The following is a 15413-nucleotide window of genomic DNA, read 5'->3' as shown; positions in this document are numbered from 1 at the left end:
GGGCCCCTGGCCCGGCGCGGGTACGCCGCCGTCACGCCGGGGCGGGCGCGGGGCCGTCATGGCGATCGGCGGGGCGCCGCCCACCGCGCGGCGGTCAGGCACGGCAGCGAGCGCGCGCGGCCCGACCTTGGGCACCGGGCCCGCGAGCAGCAGCGAAGGCGGGACCAGCACGGACGCGGTGGTGCCGCCGCCCGGCGTGCGGGAGAGGGTGACGCGGATGCCCCAGCGGCGCGAGAGGCCGCCCACCACGAAGAGGCCGAGCACCTTGGTCGGCACCAGGTCGAGGCGCTCGCGGCGCACCAGGCGCGCGTTCTCCTCCTCAAGACGCGCGGGGCTCATCCCCAGGCCGTGGTCGACGATCTCGACCAGCGCGCCGTCCTCGTCGTCGCCCTCGGCACGCGAGCGCACCACGACCTCGACCCGGCTGCCGGACGGCGAGAACGCCACCGCGTTCTCCAGGAGTTCGGCCAGCATCAGCGTCAGGTCGCCGACGATGTCGGGGATGACGCTGACGTCGTTCTCGGCGCGCGGCGCGACCCGCTGGTACCCCTCGATCTGGCCGAGCGCGGCCCGCACGACGTCGGTGAGCGCGGTCGGGCCGGTCTCCGGGCTGTCGTCGCGCACGCCCGCGAGCAGCAGCAGGCTCTCCGCGTTGCGTTGCAGGCGTACCGCGATGTGGTCGATGCGGTAGAGGCGTTCCAGCACGTCGGGGCTGGTCTCGCCGCGCTCGATCGCGTCGATCAGGGTGAGCTGGCGCACCGTCAGGTTCGAGACGCGGCGGCCGATGTTGCCGAACATCTCGGCGATGTTGCGGCGGCCGAGCACCTGCCGTTCGAGCAGCGCGGTCGCCGTGGCCTGCACCTGGTTGAACGCGGCGGCGAGGTCGCCGATCTCGTCCTGCACGGGCACCGGCACGGCTTCGAGACGGGGCGGCGCGGTGTCCACCGAGTCGTCGTCCGCGACCCGCGAGAGCTCGCGCTCGGCGAGCCCCGCCACGCGCTTGGCCGCCGCCGTCAGCGCCTGCACGGGCCGGATCACCGAGCGCCGCGCGAGGACGGAGAACGCGAGCCAGATCAGGAACCCGACGAGCGCGGCGGCCACCAGGATCACCGCGCGCCACCAGGCGGCGTCGGAGGCGGCGCTCGCCTCGCGCGCGATCTGGTCGATCAGCGAGCGGGTGATCTGGAGCCGGTGGTCGGCCTGGCGCAGGTAGACGGGCTCGGAGGAGAGCGCGGTGCTCAGGGCCGCCTGGACGTCGGCGGGCCTGTCGGCCACCAGCGACCCGGGGTCGACCTGGAGGGCCGCGTAGTGCTGGCCGATGATGTTCTGCGGCTCGCTGCGCTCGATGCCCGCGAGCTCCGTGCCCTGACGGGCCGTCGCGTAGCGGGTGAACCGGTCGGCCTGATAGCTGTACGAGGCGTACTCGCCGACCGCGCCGGTGAACTCGATGAGGGCGTTCGGGTCGCCGGTGCGGGCCGCGAACACGCTGGTCTCGAAGGACGCGTGGGCGGTGTCGGCGCGCAGCAGCGCGTCCAGCACGTTCGCCGAGGACGTCGCGGACTGGTTGGCGGAGGCGCCGAGTCCGAGCCCGTCGATGAGGTCGTCGACCGCGGCGCTGTACGCGGGGTCGATGTTGTCGGCGGGCAGCGGCCCGCTCTCGACGGTCTCGCGCAGCGCGGACAGGCCGCCGATCTCCTTGAGCGCCTCCGCCTCGTCGGGCGGCAGGTCGTCGCCGAACGCCGAGGAGACGGCGCGTGCCTGCGCGTCGACGGCGTCCTGCGCCTCCCGGTAGCCGGCGGTCGCGGGCGTCTGGTCCCCGCCGGTACGCGCCTCGTAGTGCAGGGAGAGGAGGAGCGCCTCGCGGTGCTCGTTCTGGAGGCCGTCGATGAGTTCGGCCACGGCCTGGCTGCTGCGGACGAGCCGCGAGGTCGCGGCGGCCGACTGCGCCTGGTCGACCTGCTGGTAGGTGACATACGCGAGCATCGCGGCGATCGCGGCGACGGGCACGACGACCATGGCGTTCAACTTGCGGCGGAAGGGCCAGCGTTCCAGGGTGCCGGCGGCGCGGCGCCGCACCCGCGGCACCAGCCGCACGCGCCGTCCACCGCCTCCGGAACCGGCCGCGCGGACGCCCGCGCCCGCGGGTGCAGAACCGTCTCTGCTCGCGGTGGCGCCGGGGTGCGCGGGCCCGCCCGTGCCCCCGCTGCCGGCCGGGCCCCCCGCGGTGTCCGTACGGGCGGCCTCGTCGGCGCGGGCGCCCGGGGCGCCGAAACGCTTCCCGGACTCCCTGGCGTCCTTCTTGGCCCTCCTGTGCGTGGGCACCAAGCCTCCTCGGCTGTACGCCCGTTCTGACTGGTCAGGGCGCGTCGACCGGAAATTCCGGCCGGATCGGCGGGCGGAAACTAACGCAGTCGGACCACGCAGGGCGGACCCGGTCCGAGGAATGAAGATTATCTAGTCGGGTCATGGTGGCGTCTACGACCCCAGGGAAGAATTGACCAGACCGAGTTGGCTGCGTGTGACAACAATTTCCCTCTGCGCACCTATTCACTGGATCTTGAATCTCAGGAGGCCGGTCAAGACCGACCGGACGGTTTCCCGCCGGGTTCCGGATCGGCCTCGGAATCGCGTCCCCCGAAGGCATTCCACGGACGCGCGCGGCCGGTTCCCGCGGCGCCGCCGGACGCCCTCCGATGTCAATCAGTGACATGAAAAGCTTGACGCACGGGGCGCCCGCTGGCTTGGATCGACACCATGTGTGCGCGGAGGTTGTCAAGCACCCGTGCGGGTTGCGCGCTGCTCCACCCACCTGCCGCACGCACCCCACTCCCCGAACCTCCGATCCGAAGCTCAGGTTGGCAAACGTGACCGTAATCGGAAACAGCCGCAGACGCGCCCTCACAGCCGCGGCCGTCCTGGCCGCCGCCACCACAGCGCTGGCGGGCTGTTCGTCCTCCTCGTCCGGCAAGGGCTCAGGCGACCCGCTCCAGAAGCCCGCGGGAGGCGGCGACACCGTGGTCGTCGGTTCCAACAACTTCGCCGAGTCGATCCTCCTCGGCGACCTCTACGGCGAGGCGCTCAAGGCCAAGGGCTTCAAGGTCAGCTACAAGCCGAACATCGGCAGCCGCGAGACCACGTACGGCCTGATGAAGAACGGCACGCTGACCGTCCTCCCGGAGTACAACGGCGCCCTGCTCGCCTACCTCGACGCCAAGGCCGCGCCGAAGACCATCGAGACCACGCAGGCGGCCGTCACCGCCAAGCTCGACCCCAAGCTCGCCGTCCTGAAGCCCGCGCCCGCGCAGAACAAGGACGCGATCGTCCTGAACGCGCAGACCGCGAAGAAGTACGGGCTGACGGACAAGTCGACGATCGCCGACCTCACCAAGGCCGCGCCGGACCTCGTCATCGGCGGCTCGCCCGAGTTCCAGACGCGCCACCAGGGCCTCAGCGGCCTCAAGGAGGAGTACGGCCAGACGTACAAGTCCTTCAAGGCGCTCGACGCGGGCGGCCCGCTGACGATCGCCGCGCTGAAGGCGGACAACATCCAGGCGGGCGACGTGTTCACCACGGACCCGAGCATCCCGAAGGACAAGTTCGTCGTCCTCCAGGACCCGAAGAACCTGTTCGGCTTCGAGAACGTCGTGCCGCTCGTCTACAAGTCGAAGCTCTCGCAGAAGGGCGTCGACGCGCTCAACGCGGTCTCCGCGAAGCTGGACACGCAGTCGCTGCTGGAGATGGACACCAAGGTCCAGTCGCAGAACGCGGACCCGCTCGCCGTCGCCAAGGAGTGGCTCGGCAAGGCCGGCCTGAGCTGACGGCGCGGGCCGCGCCCGGCCCCGCCCGCCACCGCACCGCCCCCACCGCCGTCCGGGAACCCCCGGGCGGCGGTGCCGTGCGTCGGGGACCGTGTGGGGCCGCGCGCCGGGGGCCGTACGTCGGGGCCGTGCCTCGGGGCCGTGCGTCATCACCCCGGGGGATCCGGGGGATCCGGGGAGCCGAAGGAGCCGGGCTGCCGGGGGCCAGCCGGAAGATCCGGGGAGCCGAGCAGCCGGGGGCCAGCCGAGAGATCCGGGGAGCCGGGCAGCCGGGGCCCGGGAGTCCGTACGCGTCCGTATCCCGGACGCCCGTACCGCATGCGTCCATGTTGTATCTAAGGTGTGCGCATGACATCCACGTCCGTCCGCAGGCCGCCCGCGGCCGACCGCGTCTACAGCCACGTCAAAGAGGGGGTGCTCGGGCGCCGTTACGAGGGCGGGACGCTCCTGACGGAGGGCGAGCTCGCCGAGGCGGTCGGGGTGTCCCGCACACCCGTGCGGGAGGCGCTGCTGAAGCTGGAGGTCGAGGGGCTGATCAAGCTCTACCCGAAGAAGGGTGCCCTCGTGCTCGCCGTGTCCGCGCAGGAGATCTCCGACGTGGTGGAGACCCGGCTGCTGGTCGAGGAGTTCGCGGTGCGCAAGGTGCTGGGCTCCGCGCCCGCCCCCGCGCCGCTGGTGTCCCGGCTCGAAGGGCTCCTGGCCGCGCAGCGCGCGTGCGCGGTCACCGGCGACCTCGCCGCGGCCGCGGCCGCCGACCGCTCCTTCCACGCCGAGATCGTCCGCACGGCGGGCAACGAGATCCTCTCCCAGCTCTACGACCGGCTGCGGGACCGCCAGCTGCGGATGGGCGTCGCCGTGCTCGAAGCGCACCCCGACCGGATCGCCGCGAACATCGCCGAGCACGCCGAGCTGCTCGACGCCGTCAGATCCGGCGACGCGGAGCTCGCCGCGAGCCGGGTGCGCGGCCATCTCGACCGGGTGTCCACGCTGGTGCGCGGGGAGGACCGGTGAGCGAGCCGCCCGCCTCCTCCCCCGTGCCCCCGCCGCGGGGAGCGCGCCGCGGGCCGGCCGCGCTCACCCTGCCGGGCGACCCGCCGGGCGGGCGCCGCGCCGCCTGGATGTGGGGCATCGGCGTCGCCGTCTACTTCGTCGCGGTGATCTTCCGCACCAGCCTCGGCGTGGCCGGACTCGACGCGCAGGAGCGCTTCCACGTGGACGCGTCCGCGCTCTCCACGTTCTCGATCCTCCAGCTCCTCGTCTACGCCGGCATGCAGATACCCGTCGGCCTGCTCGTCGACCACCTGGGCACGAAGAAGGTCCTGGTGCTGGGGACCGTGCTGTTCACCCTCGGCCAGGCCGGCTTCGCGTTCTCCCCCTCGTACGCGGCGGCCCTCGCCTCCCGCGCCCTGCTCGGCTGCGGCGACGCGATGACGTTCATCAGCGTGCTGCGGCTCGGCACCCGCTGGTTCCCCGCGCGGCGCGCGCCGATGATCGCGCAGATCGCCGCCCTGTTCGGGATGGCGGGCAACCTCGTCTCGACGGTCGTCATCGCCCGCACCCTGCACGGCCTCGGCTGGTCGGCGACGTTCGCGGGCAGCGCGCTCGCCGGGGTCGTCGTGCTGGTCCTGCTGCTGCTGTTCCTCAAGGACCACCCGGAGGGCCACGAACCGCCGCCGCGCACCGAGCGCGGCGGGCTCGGCCTCCGGCACGTGCGGCGGCAGATCGCCGCGACCTGGCGCGAGCCCGGCACCCGGCTCGGCATGTGGGTCCACTTCACCACCCAGTTCCCCGGCATGGTCTTCCTGCTGCTGTGGGGGCTGCCGTTCCTGGTCGAGGCGCAGGGCCGCTCGCGCGCCGACGCCGGCGAGCTGCTCACGCTGGTCGTGCTCTCGAACATGGTGGTCGGCCTGGTCTTCGGCCAGGTCATCGCCCGCCACCACGCGGCCAGGCTGCCGCTCGCGCTCGGCACGGCGGGTGCCACCGCGCTGCTGTGGGCCGCGGCGATCGCCTGGCCGGGGGCGCACGACCCCACCTGGCTGCTCGTCACGCTCTGCGCGGTGCTCGGCGCGTGCGGGCCCGCCTCGATGGTCGGCTTCGACTTCGCGCGCCCCGCCAACCCGCCGGCCCGCCAGGGCACCGCGTCCGGCATCGTCAACATCGGCGGCTTCACCGCCTCGATGGCGACCCTGCTCGCCGTGGGCGTCCTGCTGGACGCGACGGGCGACAACTTCCGCATCGCGTTCGCCTCGGTCTTCGTCCTGGAAGCCCTGGGCGTCACGCAGATCCTCCGGCTGCGGGCCCGTACGGCGCAGCGCGAGCGCGACCACGTGGTCGCGAGCAAGGTCGAGGCGGTGCACGTCCCCGTCTGAGGCAACCTCAGCACCGCGCCGCCACGCCCGGCAGCGTCCGGGCGGGGGCGCCACGCCCGGCGACGCCGGCAGGTCCGGGCGGGGGCCGTTACCGCGTGACCGCGAACTCGCGCAGGATCGCGTCCGCCAGGTCCTGGTCCCCGTCGACCTTGATCCGGTCCGCGACCGCGGCGGCGCGCACCCTGCCGCAGGCCAGGCGCACATACGTCTCCCAGTCGAGCGCCAGCGTGACGGCGGGCCCGAGCGAGGGCGCGCCGTCGACGGTGCCGCGGCCCTCGGCGTCGACCCGTACCGTCCGCATGAACTCCACCGGGCCGTGGACGTCGAAGACGACGGCGGAGTTGCGCGGGGCGCCCGCCTTCTTCGCGACGACCTTGGGCAGCGCGGCGAGCAGCGTGTCCCTGGCGACCTGGGCGCCGGGGGAGTCGAGGTCGCCGGGCTCGTCGAGCGCGGCGCGCAGGTCCTGCTCGTGCACCCAGACGTCGAACGCCCGCATCTGCATGGCCACTTCGAGGGTCTGCTCCTTGCCCAGGGGGGCGCGGACGACCGCGTCCGGGGCGCGGTTCTCATTGCGCAGCTGCCGGTTGCGGCGGATGATCGTGTACTCCAGCTCGGCTGTCATCTCGGGCGAGGTGTGGTGGCGCCGCACGTCCACCTGCATCTCCATGTAGCGGGAGAACTCGTCCTTCACGTGGTACAGGTCGCGCGGGAGGGTGTGGATCGGCCGGGGGTCGCCGAGCATCTCGCACTCCATGCCGATGACATGCGAGACGACGTCGCGTACGGACCAGCCTGGGCAGGGCGTGCGCCTGTTCCAGTCGCCCTCGGCGAGCGGCCCCACCAGGGCGGCTATCGCTTCGATGGAGTGGGTCCAGGCATCTGCGTAGTTCTGAAGGCTGGGATGGACGGTCACGGGACCCCTCGGCGGTTCTGCGGTTCGCGGGCTGTCTTGCTTGCGGGTGGCGGGCGTGGCTGGCACCGGGCTGCGCGGTCTGCGTGGGAGGTTCGGCGCCTAAGTTACGCTGCCCGCGGGCACCCCGGCAGTGCTTTCGTGTGACGATCGTAGGCCCGCGTTGACGGATCGAATGCCAGGACGGTGGTAGTGTGCGCGCCTCCCTCATCCAGATCGCAGCAGACCAGGACGAACCGGTCGATTCCCGCCGCGCCAGGGTGGCTTCCCTGGTACGGGAGCAGCGCGGCGCCGACCTCGTGGTCCTGCCCGAGCTGTGGCCCACGGGAGCATTCGCGTACGAATCTTTTGCCGACGAGGCCGAGCCGGTGGACGGCCCGACCCTCGCGGCCCTCGCCCCCGCCGCGCGCGACGCGGGCGTCTTCCTGCACGGCGGGTCCTTCGTCGAGCGGGTGCCCGAAGGCCCGGAGGGCGAAGCGCTCTACAACACCTCGCTGGTGATCTCACCCGAGGGCCGGCTGGTCCGCACATACCGGAAGATCCACCGCTTCGGCTTCGACAAGGGCGAGGCGACGCTGATGGCCGCGGGCTCCGAGATCACCACGGTCGCCGCGGCCGGCGCCGTGCTCGGCCTCGCGACCTGCTACGACCTCCGCTTCCCTGAGCTGTTCCGCGGACTGGTCGACGCGGGCGCCGACGTGCTCGTCGTCCCGGCGGGCTGGCCCGAGCGGCGGCGCGCGCACTGGACGCTGCTCGCGCGGGCGCGCGCCGTCGAGAACCAGTCGTACGTGCTGGCCTGCGGCACGGCGGGTGCCCACGCGGGCGTCCCGCAGGCGGGGCACAGCATCGCCGTGGACCCGTGGGGCGAGGTGCTCGCGGAGGCGGGCGCGGACGAGGAGGTCCTCACGGTCGACCTCGACCTCACGGAGGTCGCAAGGACCAGGGAGCGCTTCCCCGCGCTCAAGGACCGCCGCCTCGGCCTGCGTCCCCCGGACCCGCCGGCCTGAGCCGGCGCGCCCGCCGGGGCGTCGCGGATGCGGCCGGTCCGCACCGACGGGGCGGCGGATGCGCGCGGAGGGCACGACGAGCGGGGGCGTCAGGCGCGCTCACACGGCACGACGAGCGGGGCCGCGTCCTCCCGGACACGGCGGCCCGGCCGGACTCACGGGCACCCCGGGGCAGCACCACCCGGCGGCGGGCCCGCCCGGACGGCATGAGCACCCGGGCCCCTGACACGGGCGGGCGCGCGGTCCGGACGGGCGTCAGGCGCGGCGGAAGACCGCTTCGACCGCCACGTCCGTGTGCGGCTTCATCATGCCCATCGGGCTCCACGTGATGCCGAACGTCCGGTGGTCCACGACCGTGCGCACGGTCAGGCGCACCGCGTCGGTCCCGCTCCCCTCGGGTGCGACCGCGGCCGTCACCGGCAGCACCCGCGTCGTGCCCTTCACGGTGGCCTCCGCGCTCAGCGGCAGCCCGTCCGCCGTGGCATCGTCCGCACCGTTCGCGTTGCCGCTCACCCGCACCACGATCTCGGGGTGGTTGTCCGTGTCGAAGAAGTCGGCCGACCGCAGGTGCTTGTCGCGCTTGGCGTTCGCGGTGTCGAGCGACGCGGCGCCAAGCGTCAGCAGGCCCTCGACCGCGCCGTCCGCCCCGAGCGTGCCCTCGCCCGCCACCTCTTTGAACGTCCCGTGCGCGGTGACGAGGCCCCACATGGACTTGCTGGTGATCCGGACGCTGGTGGACGCGGGGTCGAGCGCCCACGCGCCGGCGCCCGCACCGTCCGCGAGGAGGCGCTGCACCGCCGCGGGGGGCGTCTGGGGTGACTGGGGCATGGCGGACTCTCCTTCGGGCGGAACCCGGCTGATTAGTTCGGTCAGCATAACTGTTAGGTTCTCCGAACTAAAAGGTTCACTAGAATCGGCCGGGTGAAGGCGAACCGCGCGCAGGGCACGCACCCCGCGACGACGGCACCGGACGCGGCGCAGGCCCCCGCGAAGACCGGCTGCTCGGCCCACGAGGGCATGCGCAACCTCATCCAGCTGCTGCCCCGCATCACCCGCGGTCTGCGCCGCAGGCCGTCGGGGCCGATCGTCCTCGACGACGTGCCGCTCGGCCCCACCCACGGCTCCGCGCTCGCGCTGATCCAGGAGAACAACGGCGTCACCGTCGGCGCGCTCGCCACCGCGCTCGACCTGAGCACGGCCACGGTCAGCGGCCTCGTCGCCGACCTCGAACGCGTCGGCTTCGCCGAGCGCTCCCCCGACCCCGCGGACCGCCGCCGCACCCTGCTGCGGATCGTGCCGGGCAGCGAATCGCTGGTGGCGGCCTGGCTCGAGGGCGCCACGGCGCCCATCATGCGGGCGCTCCAGCAGCTCAGCCCCGACGAGCGCGCCACCTTCGTCAAGGCCATGGGCCTGCTCGAACAGGAGCTGAACGCCCCCGCCTGACATCCCGACCGCCCCGCGCGTCCGGCGCACTGCGACACAGGTCACTCGGCCCGGCCGCGGACGGCAGGAATGCCGGGCCGCCCGCAGGCGCTGCACCCCGCAGGGGCCGCAGGCCGGCCCTCCTTCTGGTGTGCGCGGGCGACGAGGCCCGGCCCGCCCCGCCCGCCACACACATCGACAACAACCGCGGCGCCACGCCGCCGCCCCGCGCCGCCGCCCGCACACCGACCGCGTGGCGCGCGGACAGACCCGACCACCGCACCCCTCCAGGAAGGTTCCCCTGCGCCATGCCACTGGCTCTGCTGGCCCTGGCTGTCGTCGCGTTCGGCATCGGCACGACCGAGTTCGTCACGATGGGGCTGCTGCCCCAGATCGCTGACGGGGTCGGCGTCTCCGTGCCGCACGCGGGCAACCTCGTCTCCGCCTACGCGCTCGGCGTCGTCGTCGGCGCACCGCTGCTGACCGGCATCGGTGCGCGCATCCCCCACAAGCGGCTGCTGCTGCTCCTGTCCGGTCTGTTCATCGTCGGCAACACGGCCTCGGCGCTCGCGCCCAACTTCGGCCTGCTGTTCGCCGCGCGGGTCCTCGCGGGGCTGCCGCACGGCGCGCTGTTCGGCGTCGGCGCCGTCGTCGCCTCCCGGCTCGTCGCGCCCGAGCGCGCGGCCCGCGCCGTCTCCACCATGTTCCTCGGCCTGACGGTCGCCAACATCGTCGGCGTGCCCGCCGGCACCGCGCTCGGCCAGCAACTGGGCTGGCGGTACGCGTACGTCGCGGTCGCCGTCATCGGGCTCGTCGCGTTCGCCGCGCTGGCGTTCCTCGTCCCGCACCAGCCGCGCGGGCAGCACTCGGGCATCCGGCACGAGCTGCGTGCCATGGGCAACAAGCAGGTCGCGATCGGCCTGCTCACGGCGGTCGTCGGCTTCGGCGGCTTCTTCGCCGTCTACAGCTACCTGGTGCCGATGCTCACCCACCTCACGGGCATCTCCGACTCGTCCTCCACGCTGGTCCTCGCGCTGTTCGGTGTCGGCATGACGCTCGGCACCCTCGTCGCGGGCCCGCTCACCGACCGGGCGCTGCGGCCCACGCTGTACGCGGGACTCATCCTGCTCGCGGCGGCGCTCGTCGCCTTCTACTTCGCCGTCCACAGCACGGTGCCCGCGCTGGTGACCATCACCGTCGTCGGCGCCCTCAGCGCCCTGATCACCACACCCGTGCAGATGCTGCTCATGGCCAAGGCGGACAAGGCGCCGACCATGGCGGCCGCGTCCAACCACTCCGCGTTCAACCTCGCCAACGCGGGCGGCGCGTGGCTCGGCGGGCTCGTCATCTCGGCGGGCTGGGGCTGGGCCTCGCCCACCCTGGTCGGCGCGGCCCTCGCGCTGGCCGGCCTCGGCCTCGCCTTCACCGGCGGCCTGATGGACCGCAACTCCCGCCGCTCCGAGGTGGTCGCCTCGTCCGTGCCGGACCACGCCCACGCCGGGGCGGAGGCTGCCGCGGCGCCCGCGCCCGCCCAGGAGGGGTCGACGGCACCCTGACGCCCCGGCCCGGCCCCGGGCGCGCACACTCCGGGGCCGGGCCCCGGGCAGTGGCGCCCCGACCGTGCCCCGACCGCACCCGGACCGGGGACGCCTGCCTCAGTGCTCCTCGCGCTCCTTCTCGGCCATGCGGATCACGCACACCGCGACCGCGAGCAGCAGCGCGTGGTCCGCGTCCTCGCGGACCACGTTCACCCCGTACGTCTCCCGCACCGACAGCCAGCGGCGCGAGACCTCCGCCAGCAGTTCGCCGTCGTACTCGACGGCGAACTCGCGGTCGAGGATCTTCCCGCTGACGTCCAGCTCCGTGCCCTCGACGAGGCTCACGCGGTAGTGGTTGCGCAGCAGGGACAGCCGCTTCCTGCGGATCGTCGCCAGCGCCTCGCCGTCGCGCTCGATCGTCATCGCGTCCCGGAGGCTGAACATCTTCTCCCGGAGCGTGATCAGCACCTGCCCCGACGGGTCCTTGATCTCCAGGGTGTCGCGCAGGCGCAGCGCCTTGCCGTCCACCAGGAACGCCTTGCGGCCGTGCTCGTCCGTGATCCAGTAGTCGTCGCCGATCCCGAAGATCCGGTCCCTCACCTGATATTTCATGCGTCCATCGCTACCCTGCCAGGTTCGGTTTCACGTGAAACGTCCGGTCCCGCCCGCCTCTTGGGGGCATCCGGGCACGCGATCCCGGCCACCCCGGCCGACATGGCACCCTTGGCGTCATGAACAACCCGACCTCCGCGCCCGCCCCCGGGCGGGCCCGTCTGCGTGCGCCCGAGCTGACCGGCAAGGGCGGCTGGCTGAACACGGGCGGCGCCTCGTACACCCTCGCCGACCTGCGGGGACGCATTGTCGTCCTCGACTTCTGGACGTTCTGCTGTGTGAACTGCCTGCACGCCATGGACGCCCTGCGGGAGCTGGAGGAGAAGCACCGGGACACCGTCGTGGTCGTCGGGGTGCACTCGCCGAAGTTCGTCCACGAGGCTGAGCACGCGGCCGTGGTGGACGCCGTCGAGCGCTACGAGGTGCGCCACCCCGTGCTGGACGACCCGGAGCTCGCGACGTGGAAGCAGTACGCGGTGCACGCGTGGCCCACGCTCGTGGTGATCGACCCCGAGGGCTACATCGTCGCCCAGCACGCGGGTGAGGGGCACACCCACGCCATCGAGCGACTGGTGACGGAGCTGGAGGCGGAGCACGAGGCGAAGGGCACGCTGCGCCGCGGCGACGGCCCCTACGTGGAGCCCGAGCCGGTCGCGACCGATCTGCGCTTCCCCGGCAAGGCCGTGGTCCTGCCGGGCAGCGGCACCTTCCTCGTCTCCGACACCACCCGCCACCAGCTGGTCGAGCTGGCGGCGGACGGCGAGACCGTGCTGCGGCGCGTCGGCAGCGGCGAGCGCGGCTTCGGGCCCGACTCCTTCCGCGAACCGCAGGGCCTCGCGCTGCTGCCGGACGGCACGGTCGCCGTCGCCGACACCGTGAACCACGCGCTGCGCTCGTACGACCCGGCGACCGGGGAGGTCGCGACGATCGCGGGCACCGGCAAGCAGTGGTGGTGGCACGAGTCACCGACCTCGGGCCCGGCGACGGAGGTCCCGCTCTCGTCGCCGTGGGACGTCGCCTGGTGGCAGGACCGGCTGTGGATCGCGATGGCCGGGGTGCACCAGCTGTGGACGTACGACCCGGCGAAGGACACCGTCGAGGCGGTGGCCGGGACGACCGGCGAGGGGCTGGTGGACGGCCCGGCGGACGAGGCCCTGTTCGCCCAGCCGTCCGGGCTCGCGGTGGCCGGGGACCGGCTGTGGGTCGCGGACTCCGAGAACAGCGCCCTGCGGTATGTGGAGCGCGCCGAGGACGGCTCGTACCGCGTCGGCACGGCGGTCGGGCTCGGCCTGTTCGACTTCGGGCACCGCGACGGCCCGGCGGCGCAGGCGCTGCTCCAGCACCCTCTGGGGGTGACCGCGCTGCCGGACGGCTCGCTCGCGCTCAGCGACACGTACAACCACGCGCTGCGCCGCTACGACCCGGCGACCGGCGAGGTCAGCACGCTCGCCACGGACCTGCGGGAGCCGTCGGACGCGGTGCTCGCGGGTGACGACATCGTGGTGGTCGAGTCGGGCAGGCACCGGCTGACCCGGCTGCGCCTGCCCGAGGAGGCGGTGCGGGTCGAGTCCGTCGCGCACCGCACCCAGCGGCGGGCCACCGACGTGGCGCCCGGCACGGTCCGGCTCGACGTGGTCTTCACCGCGCCCACGGGCCAGAAGCTGGACACCCGCTACGGCCCCTCGACCCGGCTGCTGGTCTCGTCGACCCCGCCGGAGCTGCTGGCGGAGGGCGAGGGCGCGGGCACGGATCTCACCCGCGACCTGGTGCTCGCCGAGGGGATCGCCGAGGGTGTGCTGCACGTGTCCGCGATGGCCGCCTCCTGCGACGATGCGCCGGACATCGCGTACCCGGCGTGCCATGTCCACCAGCAGGACTGGGGCGTCCCCGTCCGCGTCGTGCGCGGCGGCACCGGCCGCCTCGGCCTGGTGCTCGCGGGGCTGGACAGCACGGACGGTGGGGGCGCCGCGCGCTGAGCGCGCGACCGCTGGGTCAGAGGATCGGGCCGTGGTGGTGGTCGCGGTCCACCACGGTCTCCTCCACGATGGCCCCGCGCCTGCGGCGGGCGATGCTGGTGAAGGTGGCGATGCCGATGACGCCGACGGCCATGAGGATCACCCCGACCAGGTCGAGGTTGACACCCTTCATGTGCCAGTCGGTCGCGAAGGTCAGGATCGCGCCGATCGCGATCAGTGCGATGCATCCACCGATGCCCATGAGTACCGCCTCCTGATACCGAGTGGTGGCCTTTCAGGGCCTTGGCACCGGGTACCCAGGGGGCGAACAGGCATGCGGACGGGGGGCTCTGCCGTCGCGTCAGCCCCGCACGCCACCGGCCTCGCGGCCCGCGTGCTCAGCCTTCGAGGAACGCCGTCAGGGCGTTGGCCAGGTGGAACGGGTCGTCGGCGCCGCACAGTTCACGGGCGCTGTGCATCGAGAGGATCGCCACGCCGATGTCGACGGTGGTGATGCCGTGCCGGGCAGCGGTGATCGGGCCGATGGTCGTGCCGCAGGGCATCGCGTTGTTGGAGACGAAGGTCTGCCAGGGCACGCCCGCGCGCTCGCACACCTCGGTGAAGACGGCGCGACCCGAACCGTCCGTCGCGTACCGCATGTTGACGTTGACCTTGAGGATGGGGCCGCCGTTGGCGCGCGGCTGGTGCGTCGGGTCGTGCCGCTCCGCGTAGTTGGGGTGGACGGCGTGGCCGGTGTCGGAGGAAAGGCAGACCGTGCCGGCGAAGGCGCGCGAGCGGTCCTCGAAGGTGCCGCCGCGGGCCAGCACGGAGCGTTCGAGCACGGTGCCGAGCAGCGGCCCGTCCGCGCCGGTGTCGGACTGCGAGCCGTTCTCCTCGTGGTCGAAGGCGGCGAGCACGGGGATGTACGGCAGGTCCCTGCCTGTCGTCGTCGCCGCGGAGGCGAGGGCGGCGGTCGCCGCGTGCACGGAGAGCAGGTTGTCCATCCGGGGCCCCGCGACGAGTTCGCGGTCGCGGCCCAGGTAGGCGGGCGGCTCGACGGGGTGCGGCATCAGGTCCCAGCCGACGATGTCGGCGGCCTCCACGTCCAGTTCGTCGGCGACGAAGCGGATCAGGTCGCCCTCGTGCGCCTCGCCGAGGCCCCAGACGGGCTGCATGTGGCGCTGGCGGTCCAGCTTCAGTCCCTCGGTGTTGACGGATCTGTCGAGGTGGACGGCGAGTTGGGGGACCCGGAGCAGCGGCCGGTCCACGGTGACGAGCCGGCTGCTGCCGTCGCGCAGGGTGATCCGCCCCGACAGGCCCAGGTCCCGGTCGAGCCAGGTGTTGAGCAGCGCACCGCCGTAGATCTCCACGGCCACCTGCCGCCAGCCGTACGCGCCGGTGTCGGGGAGGGGCTTGACCCGCAGGTTCGGGGAGTCGGTGTGGGCGCCCACGATCCGGAACGGGGTGTGCGCTCCGGCGCCCTCCGGCACGTACCAGGCGATGATCGCGCCGCCGCGCAGCACGTACTTGCCGCCTGCCGCCGCGTCCCAGGCGTCGGTCTCGGCCACCTGGCGGAAGCCGGCCTTCTCCAGCCGTGCCGCGGCGTTCGCCACCGCGTGGTACGGGGACGGCGAGGCGCCGAGGTAGGCCATCAGGTCGTCGGTGTGGCCACGGTCGAACCGGGGCTGCGGGCGGCGGGCGGGAGTGCTCATGTGGTTCACCATAACGACGCGTGACGGCCGTACCGCCGCCCTCGCGTCTCCATGTGGCGGCGGTGCAGCT

Annotated in this window: 13 protein-coding genes; 7 read left to right on the top strand and 6 right to left on the bottom strand. The window is 73.4% G+C overall.

Going from position 1 to position 15413, the window contains the following annotated elements:
- On the bottom strand, positions 1–2016 hold a 2016-nt coding region (locus ABEA77_RS10815), incomplete at its 3' end, for an ATP-binding protein (RefSeq protein WP_345644600.1).
- An 848-nt stretch (positions 2017–2864) separates the two neighbouring features.
- On the opposite strand from ABEA77_RS10815, the gene ABEA77_RS10810 reads away from it, so the two are divergent.
- From ABEA77_RS10810 to ABEA77_RS10800, 3 genes are all read left to right on the top strand, one after another.
- Entirely contained in the window at positions 2865–3818 is a 954-nt protein-coding gene (locus tag ABEA77_RS10810; protein ID WP_345644582.1) for an ABC transporter substrate-binding protein, read from the top strand.
- A 348-nt stretch (positions 3819–4166) separates the two neighbouring features.
- Positions 4167–4829, top strand: coding sequence for a GntR family transcriptional regulator (locus ABEA77_RS10805; RefSeq protein ID WP_345644579.1), 663 nt, complete (start codon positions 4167–4169; stop codon positions 4827–4829).
- Between the two features lie 107 nt (positions 4830–4936).
- Positions 4937–6187, top strand: coding sequence for an MFS transporter (locus tag ABEA77_RS10800; protein WP_345644597.1), 1251 nt, complete (start codon positions 4937–4939; stop codon positions 6185–6187).
- A gap of 88 nt (positions 6188–6275) precedes the next feature.
- On the opposite strand, the gene ABEA77_RS10795 is transcribed toward ABEA77_RS10800, so the two are convergent.
- Positions 6276–7100: a maleylpyruvate isomerase family mycothiol-dependent enzyme gene (locus ABEA77_RS10795; RefSeq protein WP_345644576.1), complete on the bottom strand. Its 825-nt coding sequence runs from the start codon at positions 7098–7100 to the stop codon at positions 6276–6278.
- A 191-nt stretch (positions 7101–7291) separates the two neighbouring features.
- Between ABEA77_RS10795 and ABEA77_RS10790 the strand changes: the two genes are divergently transcribed.
- Positions 7292–8104: a carbon-nitrogen family hydrolase gene (locus ABEA77_RS10790; RefSeq protein WP_345644573.1), complete on the top strand. Its 813-nt coding sequence runs from the start codon at positions 7292–7294 to the stop codon at positions 8102–8104.
- A gap of 255 nt (positions 8105–8359) precedes the next feature.
- On the opposite strand, the gene ABEA77_RS10785 is transcribed toward ABEA77_RS10790, so the two are convergent.
- A complete protein-coding gene (locus ABEA77_RS10785; protein WP_345644570.1) occupies positions 8360–8932 on the bottom strand; it encodes a YceI family protein in 573 nt (190 codons plus the stop codon).
- 93 nt (positions 8933–9025) lie between these two features.
- Between ABEA77_RS10785 and ABEA77_RS10780 the strand changes: the two genes are divergently transcribed.
- Together ABEA77_RS10780 and ABEA77_RS10775 are read left to right on the top strand one after the other, a co-directional pair.
- On the top strand, positions 9026–9547 hold the full coding sequence (locus tag ABEA77_RS10780) for a MarR family winged helix-turn-helix transcriptional regulator (protein ID WP_345644567.1): 522 nt from the start codon (positions 9026–9028) through the stop codon (positions 9545–9547).
- A gap of 287 nt (positions 9548–9834) precedes the next feature.
- The gene (locus ABEA77_RS10775; RefSeq protein ID WP_345644564.1) at positions 9835–11082 is read left to right on the top strand and encodes an MFS transporter; all 1248 of its coding nucleotides are present in this window, start codon (positions 9835–9837) and stop codon (positions 11080–11082) included.
- Positions 11083–11181: 99 nt separating this feature from the next.
- On the opposite strand, the gene ABEA77_RS10770 is transcribed toward ABEA77_RS10775, so the two are convergent.
- Entirely contained in the window at positions 11182–11676 is a 495-nt protein-coding gene (locus ABEA77_RS10770; RefSeq protein ID WP_345644561.1) for an LURP-one-related/scramblase family protein, read from the bottom strand.
- A gap of 119 nt (positions 11677–11795) precedes the next feature.
- Between ABEA77_RS10770 and ABEA77_RS10765 the strand changes: the two genes are divergently transcribed.
- A complete protein-coding gene (locus ABEA77_RS10765; RefSeq protein WP_345644558.1) occupies positions 11796–13652 on the top strand; it encodes an NHL domain-containing thioredoxin family protein in 1857 nt (618 codons plus the stop codon).
- A 16-nt stretch (positions 13653–13668) separates the two neighbouring features.
- Here the strand turns inward: ABEA77_RS10765 and ABEA77_RS10760 are convergent, their stop codons facing one another.
- Both ABEA77_RS10760 and ABEA77_RS10755 read right to left on the bottom strand, forming a co-directional pair.
- The gene (locus ABEA77_RS10760; RefSeq protein WP_345644555.1) at positions 13669–13893 is read right to left on the bottom strand and encodes a DUF6458 family protein; all 225 of its coding nucleotides are present in this window, start codon (positions 13891–13893) and stop codon (positions 13669–13671) included.
- 136 nt (positions 13894–14029) lie between these two features.
- On the bottom strand, positions 14030–15343 hold the full coding sequence (locus ABEA77_RS10755; RefSeq protein WP_345644552.1) for a M18 family aminopeptidase: 1314 nt from the start codon (positions 15341–15343) through the stop codon (positions 14030–14032).
- Between the last annotated feature and the right edge of the window lie 70 nt (positions 15344–15413).

Origin of the sequence: Streptomyces tremellae, from assembly GCF_039540215.1 — a bacterium.
GTDB lineage: Bacteria > Actinomycetota > Actinomycetes > Streptomycetales > Streptomycetaceae > Streptomyces > Streptomyces tremellae.
This window is presented reverse-complemented; position numbering and strand designations above follow the sequence as displayed.

Excerpts from the sequence above, each read along its gene's own strand:
- ABEA77_RS10805 (WP_345644579.1), top strand. The coding sequence starts at position 4,167 with ATGACATCCACGTCCGTCCGCAGGCCGCCCGCGGCCGACCGCGTCTAC.
- ABEA77_RS10755 (WP_345644552.1), bottom strand. The coding sequence starts at position 15,343 with ATGAGCACTCCCGCCCGCCGCCCGCAGCCCCGGTTCGACCGTGGCCAC.
- ABEA77_RS10785 (WP_345644570.1), bottom strand. The coding sequence starts at position 8,932 with ATGCCCCAGTCACCCCAGACGCCCCCCGCGGCGGTGCAGCGCCTCCTC.
- ABEA77_RS10800 (WP_345644597.1), top strand. The coding sequence starts at position 4,937 with ATGTGGGGCATCGGCGTCGCCGTCTACTTCGTCGCGGTGATCTTCCGC.
- ABEA77_RS10765 (WP_345644558.1), top strand. The coding sequence starts at position 11,796 with ATGAACAACCCGACCTCCGCGCCCGCCCCCGGGCGGGCCCGTCTGCGT.
- ABEA77_RS10775 (WP_345644564.1), top strand. The coding sequence starts at position 9,835 with ATGCCACTGGCTCTGCTGGCCCTGGCTGTCGTCGCGTTCGGCATCGGC.
- ABEA77_RS10760 (WP_345644555.1), bottom strand. The coding sequence starts at position 13,893 with ATGGGCATCGGTGGATGCATCGCACTGATCGCGATCGGCGCGATCCTG.
- ABEA77_RS10770 (WP_345644561.1), bottom strand. The coding sequence starts at position 11,676 with ATGAAATATCAGGTGAGGGACCGGATCTTCGGGATCGGCGACGACTAC.